14 protein-coding genes are annotated in these 13,502 nt (G+C 71.9%); 5 read left to right on the top strand and 9 right to left on the bottom strand.

From position 1 onward, the window contains the following. Window positions 1-24: 24 nt before the first annotated feature. From FHR32_RS27275 to FHR32_RS27255, 5 genes are read right to left on the bottom strand one after another with little or no spacing between them, the layout of a single operon-like run. Window positions 25-1,461, bottom strand: a complete 1,437-nt coding sequence (locus FHR32_RS27275) for an alpha/beta fold hydrolase (RefSeq protein WP_184757383.1) — start codon at window positions 1,459-1,461, stop codon at window positions 25-27. A gap of 4 nt (window positions 1,462-1,465) precedes the next feature. Continuing rightward, the gene (gene pspAB, locus FHR32_RS27270) at window positions 1,466-2,035 is read right to left on the bottom strand and encodes a PspA-associated protein PspAB (RefSeq protein ID WP_184757382.1); all 570 of its coding nucleotides are present in this window, start codon (window positions 2,033-2,035) and stop codon (window positions 1,466-1,468) included. Between the two features lie 2 nt (window positions 2,036-2,037). Then, window positions 2,038-2,940, bottom strand: a complete 903-nt coding sequence (htpX, locus tag FHR32_RS27265; RefSeq protein WP_184757381.1) for a zinc metalloprotease HtpX — start codon at window positions 2,938-2,940, stop codon at window positions 2,038-2,040. A gap of 9 nt (window positions 2,941-2,949) precedes the next feature. Continuing rightward, complete coding sequence (gene pspAA, locus FHR32_RS27260) at window positions 2,950-3,228, bottom strand: PspA-associated protein PspAA (RefSeq protein ID WP_184757380.1); 279 nt, start codon at window positions 3,226-3,228, stop codon at window positions 2,950-2,952. After that, window positions 3,225-4,031, bottom strand: coding sequence for a PspA/IM30 family protein (locus FHR32_RS27255; protein WP_184757379.1), 807 nt, complete (start codon window positions 4,029-4,031; stop codon window positions 3,225-3,227). The genes pspAA and FHR32_RS27255 overlap by 4 nt, the downstream gene beginning before the upstream one ends. A 142-nt stretch (window positions 4,032-4,173) precedes the next feature. Between FHR32_RS27255 and FHR32_RS27250 the strand changes: the two genes are divergently transcribed. After that, window positions 4,174-4,782, top strand: a complete 609-nt coding sequence (locus tag FHR32_RS27250; RefSeq protein ID WP_184757378.1) for a DUF3043 domain-containing protein — start codon at window positions 4,174-4,176, stop codon at window positions 4,780-4,782. 168 nt (window positions 4,783-4,950) lie between these two features. Here the strand turns inward: FHR32_RS27250 and FHR32_RS27245 are convergent, their stop codons facing one another. Continuing rightward, window positions 4,951-6,231, bottom strand: coding sequence for an SMI1/KNR4 family protein (locus tag FHR32_RS27245; protein ID WP_184757377.1), 1,281 nt, complete (start codon window positions 6,229-6,231; stop codon window positions 4,951-4,953). Window positions 6,232-6,286: 55 nt separating this feature from the next. Here FHR32_RS27245 and FHR32_RS27240 point away from each other — a divergent pair, with 55 nt between their 5' ends. After that, window positions 6,287-7,285: an aldo/keto reductase family protein gene (locus FHR32_RS27240; protein ID WP_184757376.1), complete on the top strand. Its 999-nt coding sequence runs from the start codon at window positions 6,287-6,289 to the stop codon at window positions 7,283-7,285. 71 nt (window positions 7,286-7,356) lie between these two features. Here the strand turns inward: FHR32_RS27240 and FHR32_RS27235 are convergent, their stop codons facing one another. Then, the gene (locus tag FHR32_RS27235; RefSeq protein WP_184757375.1) at window positions 7,357-7,563 is read right to left on the bottom strand and encodes a hypothetical protein; all 207 of its coding nucleotides are present in this window, start codon (window positions 7,561-7,563) and stop codon (window positions 7,357-7,359) included. Window positions 7,564-7,697: 134 nt separating this feature from the next. Between FHR32_RS27235 and FHR32_RS27230 the strand changes: the two genes are divergently transcribed. Further along, window positions 7,698-8,795: a bifunctional adenosylcobinamide kinase/adenosylcobinamide-phosphate guanylyltransferase gene (locus tag FHR32_RS27230; protein WP_184757374.1), complete on the top strand. Its 1,098-nt coding sequence runs from the start codon at window positions 7,698-7,700 to the stop codon at window positions 8,793-8,795. A gap of 196 nt (window positions 8,796-8,991) precedes the next feature. Continuing rightward, window positions 8,992-9,948 carry an adenosylcobinamide-GDP ribazoletransferase gene (locus FHR32_RS27225; RefSeq protein ID WP_312882717.1) on the top strand — a complete coding sequence of 319 codons (957 nt, stop codon included), beginning with the start codon at window positions 8,992-8,994 and terminating at the stop codon, window positions 9,946-9,948. 352 nt (window positions 9,949-10,300) lie between these two features. On the opposite strand, the gene FHR32_RS27220 is transcribed toward FHR32_RS27225, so the two are convergent. Both FHR32_RS27220 and FHR32_RS27215 read right to left on the bottom strand, forming a co-directional pair. Continuing rightward, the gene (locus FHR32_RS27220) at window positions 10,301-11,302 is read right to left on the bottom strand and encodes a phosphatidylglycerol lysyltransferase domain-containing protein (protein ID WP_184757373.1); all 1,002 of its coding nucleotides are present in this window, start codon (window positions 11,300-11,302) and stop codon (window positions 10,301-10,303) included. A 53-nt stretch (window positions 11,303-11,355) separates the two neighbouring features. Beyond that, window positions 11,356-11,703, bottom strand: a complete 348-nt coding sequence (locus FHR32_RS27215; protein ID WP_184757372.1) for a GntR family transcriptional regulator — start codon at window positions 11,701-11,703, stop codon at window positions 11,356-11,358. Window positions 11,704-11,793: 90 nt separating this feature from the next. On the opposite strand from FHR32_RS27215, the gene FHR32_RS27210 reads away from it, so the two are divergent. Next, window positions 11,794-13,317 (top strand): leucyl aminopeptidase, encoded by a 1,524-nt coding sequence (locus FHR32_RS27210; RefSeq protein ID WP_184757371.1) that lies wholly within the window; start codon window positions 11,794-11,796, stop codon window positions 13,315-13,317. Window positions 13,318-13,502: the final 185 nt, after the last annotated feature.

Raw genomic sequence — 13,502 nt, 5'->3', positions numbered from 1 at the left:
CCGCTACCCAGATCGTATACCCGGCTACGTATCGTGAAATCTACTGATCGCCCGTACCGCTCCGGCGATCGCCTCCGGCCGTTCCAGCTCGACCTCGTGCCCGGTGTCCGGAAGGGAGATCAGCTTGGCGTTCAGCAGCGCGGCGAGGTCACGGTGGCAGGGGTCCTCGGGGCCCGCGCTGAGGATGACGACGGGGACGTCGGGGAAAGGACAGGTCGCACGCAACCCGCGTAGCTCGACGGCCATGTCCCGGTAGGCGAGCCACTCGGCCACCGTGGCGGCCAGGACACGGCCCCTGCCGTACACGCTCCGGGCGCGGTCGTGCGCCCCCATGAGAAGGCGGTGCGCGAAAGGCAGCGTGAGAGAGGCGAGGACGGTCGCGCCGAACGTGCCGCCGAGGGCGGGCAGCGCACGCTGCACGGCGCGTACGGCGGCCGCGCGCGCGGCGCCCCGGGGCCGCACCACGGAGTCACAGCTGGGGTCGACCAGCACCAGCCCCGCCACCCGCCCGGGATGGAGCCGGGCGAACGCCTCCGCGTGCCGGCCCGCCGCCGAGTGGGCCACCACCAGGGGGACGTCGGCCAGCGCGCCGATCCGCTCCGCCTCCTGGCGCAACGTGGGCGGACGGCGGTGGCCGGAGCTGAGCCCCAGACCTGGCCGGTCGAACCGGATCACCGCATGGTCGCGGCCCAGGTCGGCGGCGACCCGGTCCCAGTGGAACCATGCCGCCGCCATTCCGGCGCAGATCAGCACCGGCGGCGTGCCGGCCCCCTCCAGCAGGATGTGCGACTTCGGCGGGGGCGCCGCCGTCCGGTCCCGCCAGAGGGCGACCGCCACCAGCAGCAGCCAGAGCCCGATGACGGCGACCTGGAACCGCTGCGCGACCCCCACCGGGGCACCGGACGCGACGGCTGCCAGGGTCCAGACCGTGGCGGCGGCCATGAGCACGGCCAGCACCGCCCCGCCGTACCCGATGAGCGGCCACCTGCGCCGCCGCAGCGCGCTCACCGGCAGCGCCACGAGGCTGAGCACGGCTCCCGCGGACGCCAGGGCACTGGTCACCGTGTGGATCCGGTGGGCGGCCGAGACCCGTCCCGCCGCCTCGGCCGCGGCGCAGGAGGGGTCGCTCAGCACGGCGCAGTCCAGCGGGAAGGCCCCGCTGTCCAGGACCGTCATCACCCCCAGCAGCGCGAGACCGAGCCAGCCCGCCGTCGCCCACCGGCAGGGACGCTCGTCGGGCGCCAGCGCCACCGCGACCAGGCACGCGATCCCGGAGAGCACGTCGGCGGCCCGTACCAGCCACGACCACGGCTGGTCGGCCGCGGCCAGCTCGCTGACGTACGCGCCCGGCCCGCCGATCCTCGTGTTGAGGAACTGCACCGGCACCCACGCGCTGTACCCCAGGGCCGCGACGGCGAACGCGCAGGCCGCGACCCTGGTCAGCCTCCGCCCGGCGCGCATCTCCTCAGAGCCCTGGAGCGCCCCACAGGGGAAACCATCGGCCGAGATCGGGTTCGAGCGGCAGCTCGCCCTCGACCGCGCCGCGCATCTGAAGCTCCAGCGCGTTGTCCCGGTGCTGTCCGGACAGCGGCGCGAACGGGTAGAAGGTGCCTCGTTTGTAGAGGTAGACCAGGGCGACGTTGCGGGCGGAGCTGTCGGTGAACGAGACCAGCGAGCAGAGCAGGGACGGGCCGAAGCCCGCCGCCTCCAGGGAGGAGTTGACCGCGTGCAGGTCGGTGACCAGCTCGCTGAGCTGATCGGGCGGGCGGCGCACCAGCAGCCAGCTGTAACCGTAGGTGTCCTTGGACTCCTCCACCGGCGGGCCGCCCCCGGCGGCGAGCAACTGGGTGACGTCGCGCTCCAATTCGGCGAAGGCACCGCCCTCGGCTGCTCGGAAGCAGACCGCCCCCGTCCCGGCCGGCACCAGCCCGGTCGCGGCCTGCAGGGTCACCGCCGCCGACGGCAGCGCGAACAGCGCGTCCAGGTCCGGTTGGACAGGGTCGGTACGGCCCAGCAACGCGTCCCACCACTTCACCGTTACACTCCCTGTCCGAGCTGGGCGGATATCCTGGCGAGCTGCTCCAGGCGCCGGTTCAACGGCGGGTGGGTCGCGAACAGCGCGGCCAGGCTGGTGCCCCCGGACAGCGCCGGGACGAAGAAGAAGGCGTTGAACGGCTCGGCCTCACGCAGGTCCCTGGTCGGGATGCGGGCCATCTCACCGCTGATCTTGACCAGCGCACTCGCCAGAACCGAGGGGCGCTGGGTGAGGAGCGCCCCGGCGCGGTCGGCGGCCAGCTCACGGTAGCGGGACAGGGCGCGGGTGAGCAGGAAGCTGACTGCGTACACCAGACCCGAGACCAGCATGATGATCAGGCCGATCGGCAGGCCGCCCCTGTCGTCGCGGCCACGCCCCAGACCGGTGTAGAGCGCGAACCTCGTCATGAGGCCGGCGGCGATGCCGAGGAACGAGGCGATGGTCATCACGGCGACGTCGCGGTGGGCGACATGGGACATCTCGTGGGCGAGCACGCCCTCGAGCTCGGCCCGATCAAGGCGGCGCAGCAGGCCGGTGGTCACGCACACCACGGAGTTCTTCTGGTTGCGGCCGGTGGCGAACGCATTCGGGATGTCCGAATCGGCGATCGCCACCCTCGGCTTGGGCATGTCGGCCATGGCGCTGAGCCGGTCGATCATGCCGTGCAACTCGGGTGCCTGCTCCGGAGTGACCTCATGCCCGTGCATCGCGAACAGCGCGATGCGGTCGGACATGAAGTACTGGACCAGCAGGGTGCCTCCGGCGATGAGCAGCACCAGGAGGGTCTGGACCCCCAGGGCGACCAGCACTCCCACGAAGATCACATACAGAAGTCCGAGCAGGAACATGGTCGCAACCATGCGGCTGGTCAAGCCCCGGTCCGGGGCAAACCGGGTCTGTGCCATATGCCCAAACTATCCGGGAATCAGCCCCTCATCGCCGAGCATCTCCCGCACTTCTTCCATGGAAGCGTCAGCCGGAGGCAAAATCAGCTCGGAAGGCTCCAGGCTGTCGTCCGGAAGCGCCCTCCCCACATGACGCACCTTGTCCAGCAGGTCGTGCAGGCGAGATCTGAACGTCTCCTCGTCGCCGGCCTCGATGGCCGCCTCCAGCTCACCGTCCAGGGCGTTGAGGACGTCGAGGTCACTCGGAGCGATCTCGGTCTGCCCCTCACCCATGATGCGAACGATCACAGTCCCTCCCCCGGCTGACGGTACTGCTGCGTCTGGGGGGACTGCTGCGGCTGCTGCTGCGGCTGGGGGGCCCCGGACTCGATCGCGCTCTTGGGCGCGGAGCCCTGACCGAGCTCGGCCTTCATCCGGGCGATCTCCAGCTCCACGTCATGGCCGCCGCCCATGCGGTCCAGCTCGGCCTGGATGTCGTCGCCGCGCTGTCCGCTGAAGTCGTCGAGCGCCCCGCTGGCCAGCAGCTCGTCGATGGCACCCGCACGGGCCTGCATCGAGGCCGTCTTGTCCTCGGCCCGCTGGATCGCCAGACCGACGTCGCCCATCTCCTCGGAGATGCCGGAGAAGGCCTCGTTGATCCGCGTCTGCGCCTCGGCCGCGGTGTAGGTCGCCTTGATCGTCTCCTTGCGCGTACGGAAGGAGTCGACCTTGGCCTGCAGCCGGTGCGAGGCGGTGGTGAGCTTCTCCTCCTCGCCCTGCAGGTTGTCGTGCTGCACGCGGAGGTCGGCGATCTGGGTCTGCAGGCTCGACCGGCGGGTCAGCGCCTCGCGGGCGAGGTCCTCGCGGCCGACGCCGAGCGCCTTGCGCCCCTGCTCCTCAAGCTTGCGTGACTGGGCCTCGATCTGGTTGATCTGCAACTCCACCCGCTTGCGCGAGGTGGCGACGTCGGCCACCCCCCGGCGCACCTTCTGCAACAGCTCAAGCTGGCGCTGATATGAGTAGTCCAGGGTTTCGCGAGGATCTTCCATCTTGTCCAACGCGTTGTTCGCCTTGGACCGGAAAATCAGCGAAAGTCTCTTCATCACGCTCATGCGCGTCGGCCGTCCCCTTCTTCAAATGCCTTCGGGTCACCCAGTGATTCCAGCCCCCCGAGAAAGCACTGGAGCCACTAGGTTCACCCTACGCATAACGCACGAGGGCGTCACTAAGTTGCAGTCCCGGTAGGCTGACGATGTGTTCCGACGTACCCAGACCACTGCGGACGACTCCCCCGCCTCCGCTAACGATCCTAAGCCTGCGGGCAAGGGGCGTCCCACACCCAAGCGCCGGGACGCCGAAGGCCGTCGCCGCCAGCCGGTGAACGCCCCCCAGAACCGCAAAGAGGCCTACAAGCAGCTCCGCGAGCGCCAGGCCAACGACCGCGTCAAGGCGCGGGAGGGCATGATGCGCGGCGACGAGCGCTACTTCCCGGCACGCGACCAGGGCCCGGCCCGCAAGTTCGCCCGTGACTGGGTCGACTCCCGCCGGATCGTCAGCCAGTATTTCCTGCCCTTCTCGCTGCTGATCCTGCTTCTCACCTGGGTCCCCTTCCCCGCCGAGATCCGCGGTTACATCAACGTCGCCGTCATCACGATCGGCTGGCCGATCATGATGGTGGGCGTGCTGCTCACCTCGGTCTGGGTGTCGTGGAAGGTCAAGAAGCTGGTGGCCGAGAAGTTCCCCAACGAGAGCACCAGGGGGGTCGGCTTCTACGCCGCCATGCGCGCGCTGCAGATCCGCAAGCTGCGCTTCCCGCCCCCCGCCCTCCTGCCCGGCGGCAAACCCGTCCCGCCGAAGAATTAGGCCACGAGAGCCCCGTCCCCTTCTCCGGGGACGGGGCTCTCCTTTTTTGCGGGACGTCTCCGGGTCATTCAAGGGAGAGACCCCAGGTTTCTCACGGGCCCCTCCGGATCCGAAGGGTCGTGTGCGGGTCCGAGGGGCCGTCTCCGGGCGGCCGTACGACCGCGCCTCTCACTCCGCGACCTCCCAGTCGAACGCGCCCTCGGTCACCACGGGTCTCCAGTAGCCGACGGATCCGCCGGTCTCCATCGCGTCGGCGGTCGCCTTGAGCAGCGCGTAGTGCGAGCGGACCGGGACGCCGCCCGGCGTGAAACTCATCTGGCCCTCGTTGTCGGTGTCCCCCACATCGCGCCTGACCGAGTCGACCACGAGGTGGTTGCCGCTCCCGTCGGAACCGAAGGGGATCATGCGGCCGTCCCACCACTCCACACGCGGGTCGCCACCCTCGTCGGTGTCGTCGATCCCGCACAGCGTCCGCCAGGTGTCGCGGATCTCCCGGACGTTCATCCCCGTGGTGCCCAGGAAGCCGAACGGCCGGCTCCCGCGCTCCGCCGCGGCCCCGTTGTGCCGCAGCAGCGAGGCGCGCAGGTCGTCGGGGAAGCGCAGGCCCATCTGCGACTCCGCGACCGCGATCGTCCGGGCCCGGGCGGGTGGTCCGAGCGTGCGGTAGCTCGCGGGGTCGTTGGCCTTCAGCCACCTCTCGATCCGCGCCCACTGCCTGCCGACCGCCCGGACCACCCTCGGGCTGAGCGCCCGCACCCGCGGTGCCCGCGCCGCGGGGTGGCAGTCGGCGTCGGGAGCCGATCCGTACGGATCCTCCGTGGCGGCGGGGTCCCGCGCCCGGGTGACGGCGCGGAACAGGTCGTCCGCGCGTTCCCCATCCGTCAGGTCGTTGACCCTCACGTCACAGAGCGTGCTGACGTAGACGCCCGGTGGCACCGTGGGCACCCCCCTTTCCGGGCCGCACGGACCGGTCGCGGAAGAGTCCTCTCCCTCGAACCTGGCCTCCCCGACGGCCTCCACGCCCGCCGTCGTCTCCTTGGAGAAGGTCGCGTCCTCCAGGGCCTGGGTGGCGAAGGCCAGCAGGCACAGCGCGGCCGCGACGGTGCCCCAGCGGGTCAGACGGCGGCGGGTGGCGGCGTCCAGGGGCTGTCGCGGGGAAGGCTCGGCACTGAGGAAGCCGGGGATGTAGGGCCTTTTGGCATAGCGTCCGAGGTCGTCGGCGGTGGGGACGCCGAGGATCGGAACGGGGGGCCACGGAGGCACGGCCTCGGCGCGGGGGGCGTTCCGCCCGGCCGAGGCGGCGCGGGCATCCGGTCCCGCCCCGACGCGGCGGGCGGTTCCGGGGACGGCAGGGGGACGGCGCAGGCGCAGGACCACCACGACGATCGCCGCCGCCACGGCAGCCACAGCCGCAAGCCGTACCCATCGAGAAGTGATCAAGCGCAGCACGCCGGGCAGAGTATCCCGAATCAATCCGTCCCATGGCACCTACTAGGGTCGGAGTATGGAATTCCGTCACCTTGGCCGCAGTGGTCTCATGGTTAGCGAGATCAGCTACGGCAACTGGATCACTCATGGCTCCCAGGTCGAGGAGGACGCCGCCAAGGAGTGCGTGCGGGCCGCGCTCGACGAGGGGATCACCACCTTCGACACCGCTGACGTCTACGCGGGCACCAAGGCGGAGGAGGTGCTCGGGCGCGCGCTGAAGGGTGTCCGCCGCGAGTCCTTGGAGATCTTCACCAAGGTCTACTGGCCCACGGGTGCCGGCCCCAACGACCGCGGCCTGTCGCGCAAGCACATCACCGAGTCCATCCACGGCTCCCTGCGCCGCCTGCAGACCGACTACGTCGACCTCTACCAGGCCCACCGCTTCGACGTCGAGACGCCGTTGGAGGAGACCCTCAAGACCTTCGACGACCTCGTACGGCAGGGCAAGGTCCTCTACGTCGGCGTCAGCGAGTGGACCGCCGACCAGATCGCCCAGGCGTTGAAGATCGCCGACGAGATGGGCTTCGACCGCCTGGTCTCCAACCAGCCGCAGTACTCGATGCTGTGGCGGGTCATCGAGTCCGAGGTCGTGCCGCTCTCCGAGAAGGAGGGCCTCAGCCAGGTCGTCTGGTCCCCGATCGCCCAGGGCGTGCTCACCGGCAAGTATCTGCCGGGCCAGCCGCCGCCCGCGGGCTCCCGGGCCACCGACCCCAGCGGCGGCAACTTCATCTCCCGGATGCTGAACGACGACGTGCTGACCCGCGTCCAGGAACTGAAGCCGATCGCCGGCGACCTCGGGCTGAGCATGGCCCAGCTCGCGGTGGCGTGGGTGCTGCAGAACCCGAACGTGGCCTCCGCCATCATCGGGGCGACGAAGCCGGAGCAGGTCCGTGACAACGTCAAGGCCTCCGGGGTGAAGCTGGACGCCGAGGTGCTGAAGAAGATCGACGACGTCCTCGGCCCGGTCGTCGAGCGGGACCCGGCCAAGACCGTCAGCCCGGAGAAGCGCCCGTAGTCACCGGTGTTAAAAACCCCCGGGGTCTCCATCGTCCAGTGGAGGCCCCGGGGGTTTTCCGCTTATTCGGATTATTCGGAACGCAGCGACATCTTCTCGTATTCGACCCGGTCACCATCGAGCAGAGTGACCTTTTCGACACCGGATTCCAGCAGCTCACGCCAGCTTTCACCAAGCCATGACTCCGCGTCCGCCTGGCTCGGGAACGTGTCGGACGGGGTGACTCCCTCTGTCACGATGCCGCCATTCGCGTTTTCATAACGCCAGTGCCACGTCATGCCATACGGTCCTTTCGCGCGTTTTCCCGGTGCCGCCGACGGCTCAGCGAACCCTACATCTCCCATCATGGAGGCAGGCGCTCAGCGGCACCCGTGGCGCGTTCCCCCGCCGGCCCCGCCCGTACGCTGAGCCGGTGAAGGTCCTGATCTCCGGCACGGCGGCCGGTGCCGGCTGGCCGGCGCCGGACTGCGGGTGCGCCTCCTGCGCGCGACTCGCCCCCGGTCACCGCCGCCCCACCGAAGTCGTCCTCATCGAGCCCGCGACCGCCCTCGCCGGCCCCGTACGGCTCCTGCCCGCCGGCCCCCTCCCACCCGGGCACCGGGCCTCGGCCGGCCCCGACGGGCTCACCCTCACCGTTCCCGGCGGGGGCCGGATCCTCTACGTGCCCTCGGGCCGCCACGGAGAGCGGGACGGGCGGCCGAGCCCGTCGCACGCGGGGGGCTCCCCGGACCCGGTGGGCGAGGAGGGCGGACGGCCCCCGTACGAGCTGGTGCTGATGGACGTGCTGGACCGGCCGGAGCGGCTGGGGGACCTGCGCCGCCGCGGCGTGGTCGGCGAGCGGACCCAGGTCGTGGCCGTGGACATCGATCACCGGGTGCCGGCGGAGACGGAGCTGGCGCGGCGGGCCGCGCTCTGGGGGGTGCGGGCCGTACCGGACGGGACGGTCCTCGACATCGGCGAGCCGGCGCCCGCCAGGCCCGCCCGAGCGCGGCGGACCCTGCTCCTGGGCGGGTCGCGCTCGGGCAAGTCGGCCGAGGCCGAGCTCCGGCTGGCGGCCGAACCCGAGGTCCTCTACGTCGCGACCGGACCTGCCGGCGACGACGACGCCGAGTGGGACCGCCGGGTCCGGGCGCACCGGGAGCGCCGGCCCGCCCACTGGGGCACGGCCGAGACCACCGACCTGGCCGGGCTGCTGCGGACCGCCGAGGTCCCGATGCTGATCGACGGGCTCGGCACCTGGATCACCGCGGTCTTCGACGCGTGCGACGCCTGGGGCGGGGGCGGAGGGGAAGCGGTCACGGCCCGGTGCGACGAGTTGGTCGCCGCCTGGCGGCAGACCCGCGTCCCGGTCGTGGCGGTCTCCGACGAGGTCGGGCTCGGCGTGGTGCCCGCCACCTCCAGCGGCCGGATGTTCCGCGACGCCCTCGGCCGCCTGAACCAGCGGCTGGCGCTCGAATCCGAGGACGTCGCGCTGGTGGTGGCGGGCCGTGTCCTCCCCCTGCCCGTCTGATCACCGGGCCCGGTGCCCCGCATCCATCCGGGGACAGCGCACTTTGCCCGCCCTGCCCATCCCGCTGAGCGCTCGACCCACGCGAGGACCGCTCCCCTGCCCGTCCGGCCAGGCACCCGCTCACCCACCCGCCTGACGGAAGCCGCCGTCCGGCCGGACAGCCGCCGGACGGCCGTGCGGACTACGATCGTCGACCGTGTCTGGAACGTCGCCTTCGGGGAGCCCGTCCACGTTCGCCGACGGGGTGCGCCTCGCGATCGGCACGCTGAGCGTGTTCCCGGTCCGTCCGGGGACGGTCGACCGCGGGACCGCGAGGATCGCGATGACGGCCGCCCCGCTCGTGGGAGCGCTGCTCGGGGCCGTCGGCGGAGCCGTGCTCGTGGTGGCGCTCTGGCTGGGGATCACACCGCTCCCGGCGTCGGTGCTGGCCGTGGCCGCACTGGCGCTGCTCACACGGGGACTGCACCTGGACGGGCTGGCCGACCTGGCCGACGGGCTGGGCAGCGGCAGGCCGGCCGGGCAGGCGCTGGAGGTCATGAAGAGGTCCGACATCGGCCCGTTCGGCGTCGTGACACTGGTCCTCACCCTGCTGGTCCAGGTGGCGGCGCTGGCGGAGGTCACCGCCACCGGGATGGGCCCGGTCACGCTGGTCACCGCCTGCGCGGCGGGGAGGCTGGCACTCACCTGGGCCTGCCGCGCGGGCGTCCCCTCCGCCCGTCCCGACGGGCTCGGTGCGATGGTCTCGGGCACCGTACGGCGAGGCCCCGCGCTGGCCGTGACGGCGCTCGTGCTCGCCGGGGCGGCCGCGCTGGCGTTCCTCCACTCCGCCGGAGCCTTCGGGCCGTGGTCCCCGGGGGCACTGCCGTGGTCCCTCCCGCACGGTGAATACGAGATCAGTCAGGAGATCGGCGACCTCGGTGCGTTCGACCTCGGCGGGACCTCCCCGGTGGACGGCCTGCTCCTGCGCTGGGGGAATACGTCCGCGGCGGTCTGGGGTCCGCCCGTCGCCGTCCTGGCCGGGCTGCTGGCCGCCTGGGCCCTGCGGCGCAGGGCCGTGCGGCGACTGGGCGGGATCACCGGGGACGTGCTCGGCGCGCTCGTCGAGACCGCCACGGCCACCGCGCTGGTGGTGTGCGCGATGGCCGTGGGCTGACCGGGGCGACGGGCCCACTCACGCCGGGTGTTCTCAGGCTCTTCCCGCCGCCTGCCGTACAGCCGGACGGCGAGGACGCCGAGCGTGGGGGTGAACATGATCGCGATGGCGAGCAGTGTGATCATCGGGGAGCCGAGCGGGGCGTCGGTCAGCCAGATGGGGAGGGCGACCAGCCAGGACAGGCCGAACGCGGTGAGCAGGAACAGCCACAGGTCAGGGGAACGACGTGACATGACGCCACCTTCGGGAACGCCGGAAACCGGGTGGGGGCCGGCCCGTCTCGTGATCCGGGCCGGGAGAGAGCCGAGGGCGGGATGGATGAGGGCGGGCCGGTAGGGCTCGTGGCGGCGGATCACGAGCCGGACCGCTCGGCGACGTAGGCGTTCAGCAGGGCCGCGCCGCGCTCGGCGTCGTCGGCGGAGACGGCGAACTCCCCTCCCCCGGTACGCCGGATGACCAGGTGGTCCCCGCCGCGCAGCATGACCGTCATCCGTCCCGTGCCGGGCAGACCGCGCAGGCCCCAGCCCCCGACCTGGGTGGGGAGGCGCTCCTCCGCCCAGGCCGACTCGATCCTGCCGATCGGGATGCGGTAGGCGAGCCGGCCGAACGGGCCGAAGCCGACGCGCAGGCCGCCGCCGTCGACGCGGACGCCAACCGAACTCGTGGCGAATCCCAGCAGGGTCACCACCAGCAGGGGGATGAGGATGCCCCAGGCCAATTGGCCGGCCAGCACGCCCGCCGCGTAGAGCCCGCCCACGGCCACGGTGGCCACCAGGGCCACGGTGGAGGCACCGACCAGCCAGGGATTGGAGACGTGGCCCACCCAGACCGCGCGCTGTCCCGGCCGCAGCCGCATGGCCGGGGTCTCCGTGTGGTCGCGGGGCCGGTCGGGCTCTCCCCTGCCGAGATAGCCCGCCAGCACGCCGACCGCGACGGCGGCGCCGACCACGACGGCGATCAGCCAGCCGGGCAGCGCGGCCTGCCGCCAGTCGGCGACATCGAGGTTCGCGTAGAGAGTGGAGCCCATCACGCCGAGGGCGAGCACCGCCCAGCCGAAGAGGAAGGCCCACCAGTGGGCGCGCCACAGCCGGGTGTGCCGTGTCGCGCCACGGAGCGCGGCGCCGAGCAGGAAGGCCCAGACCACCAGCCAGAGTGCCAGGCCGAACGCGAGGTTGCCGGCGAAGGACATGGCACGGTCGGGGGCGGACCCGTTCCAGTGCGTCGCGAGCGGGTCGGGCAGGCGGTCGCGCAGCGTGAGGGGGACGGCGGTCAGGAGGGCGGTGACGAGCGCGCCCCAGACCACGGCGACGGTGACGGTGACGGTGACGGTGACGGTGCGGCCTCGGGCGGCCATGTCGCCTCCTTTTCCTTGGGTGTCGGGTGGGGGCGGTAGCCGTACCGGCCGGGTCATGACAGCTCCCTGATGATGTGGATGACTTCCTCGGGGCCGTAGCCGTACCGGTCGGCCTCGGCGAGCAGCTCACGCGCCGCCTCCTCCAGCACCACGCGGGCGTCGGGCCGGCTGAGCACGCTGACGCCGCGACCGCGGCGGAACTCCAGCAGGCCCTCGTCGCGCAGCTCACGCAGCGCGCGCAGCACGGTGTTGGCGTTGATTCCCAGCGCGTCCGCCAGGTCCCGGGCAGGTGGCAGCCGGTCTCCGGGGGCGTAGGAGCCGTCGGCGATGGCACGCCGGATCGTCCCGGAGACCTGCTCGTGCAGGGGCCGGGGATCGTTCAGGTCCAGGGTGAGCAACATGATGCTATTGACACTAGCACCATGGCCAGGATGGTGCTAGCCACATTAGCTTCATAAGGGGGTGTAAATTCGTAGGACGAACCCGCGTTTATGCGTACGGCCAAAGCCCGACTAGCATCGGGCGACGTGACCACTGTGCGGCTGAACTCAACTGACAACGCTGTCTCGTTCGATACCGACGCGCTGGTCGTCGGCGTCCACACCGGCCCGGACGGCCCTCGCCCCGCCCCGGGGGCCGAGAGCCTGGACGAGGCGCTCGGTGGCAGGCTCGCCGCGACACTCGGCGCGATGGGCGTCAAGGGCAGAGCCGGCGAGATCGTCAAGCTCCCGACCTTCGGCGCGCTGACCGCCCCGCTGCTGGCCGTCGTCGGCCTCGGTGACGCCCCCGAGGGCGACTACGACCCCGAGACGCTGCGCCGCGCCGCCGGTACGGCCACCCGGGCCCTCGCGGGGACCGCCCGCGTCGCGCTCGCCCTGCCCGCCGCCGACGCCGAGCGCGCCGGAGCCGTCGCCCTGGGCGGCCTGCTCGGCGCCTACTCCTTCACGACCTACCGGACCACCGGCGAGCAGGCCGCCCCGGTGGCCGAGCTGACCGTGCTGAGCGGCGCCGACGGCGCCCAGGCCGCGGTCGAGCGCGCCGCCACCGTGGCCGAGTCGGTCACCCTGGTCCGCGACCTGGTCAACACCCCGCCCTCGGACCTGTGGCCGGCCCGCTTCGCCGAGATCGCCGAGCAGACCGGCTCGAAGGCGGGCCTGTCGGTGGAGGTCCTGGACGAGGTCGCCCTCAAGGAGCAGGGCTTCGGCGGCATCGTCGCGGTGGGCCAGGGGTCGGCCAGGCCGCCGCGCCTGGTCCGTCTCGCCTACAGCCACCCGGAGGCCACCAAGACGGTCGCGTTCGTCGGCAAGGGCATCACGTTCGACTCGGGCGGCCTGTCGCTCAAGCCGTCGGCCGCGATGGACTGGATGAAGTCGGACATGGGAGGCGCGGGCGCGGTCTTCGGCTCGCTCGTCGCGATCGCCAAGCTGGGTCTCAAGGTCAACGCGGTCGGCTACCTCTGCCTGGCGGAGAACATGCCGAGCGGCACCGCCCAGCGCCCCTCCGACGTCTTCACCAGCTACGCGGGCAAGACCGTCGAGGTGCTCGACACCGACGCGGAGGGCCGTCTGGTCCTGATCGACGGCATCGCCCGCGCCGGCCAGGACAACCCCGACGTGATCGTGGACATCGCCACGCTCACCGGGGCGCAGATCGTGGCGCTCGGCTGGCGTACGGCCGGCGTCATGGCCAACGACGACGAGCTCCGCGAGGAGGTCGTCCGGGCCGCGGGCGAGCAGGGCGAGGCAGCCTGGGGCATGCCCCTGCCGGAGGAGCTCCGCAAGGGGCTCGACTCCCCCGTCGCCGACATCGCCAACCTCCACCCGGAGCGCTTCGGCGGGATGCTGACGGCGGCCATCTTCCTGCGCGAATTCGTGCCGGAGGGGGTCAGCTGGGCGCACATCGACATGGCCGGCCCCGCCTTCAACAAGGGCGAACCGCACGGTTACACCCCGAAGGGCGGCACCGGGGCGATCACCCGGACCCTCGTCGGCCTCGCCGAACGGTACGCGAACTAGCCTGCGCGCAAGCGGGTCACGAACGACATGGACAGATGAAAAGATGCGGTGCCGGGGCCGGACCACGAGTCAGGCCCCGGCGATGCGGCGAGCCGTCCCGGGGGAAGGCGTGGAGACGAGAACGGTCTCCACGGACCAGCCCGGGCACGGAGCGGGCGCGGCCGTGAAGACGGTATTCCGATCCG

The sequence above is a fragment of the Streptosporangium album genome (assembly GCF_014203795.1).
GTDB classification, from domain to species: Bacteria; Actinomycetota; Actinomycetes; order Streptosporangiales; family Streptosporangiaceae; genus Streptosporangium; species Streptosporangium album.
This window is presented reverse-complemented; position numbering and strand designations above follow the sequence as displayed.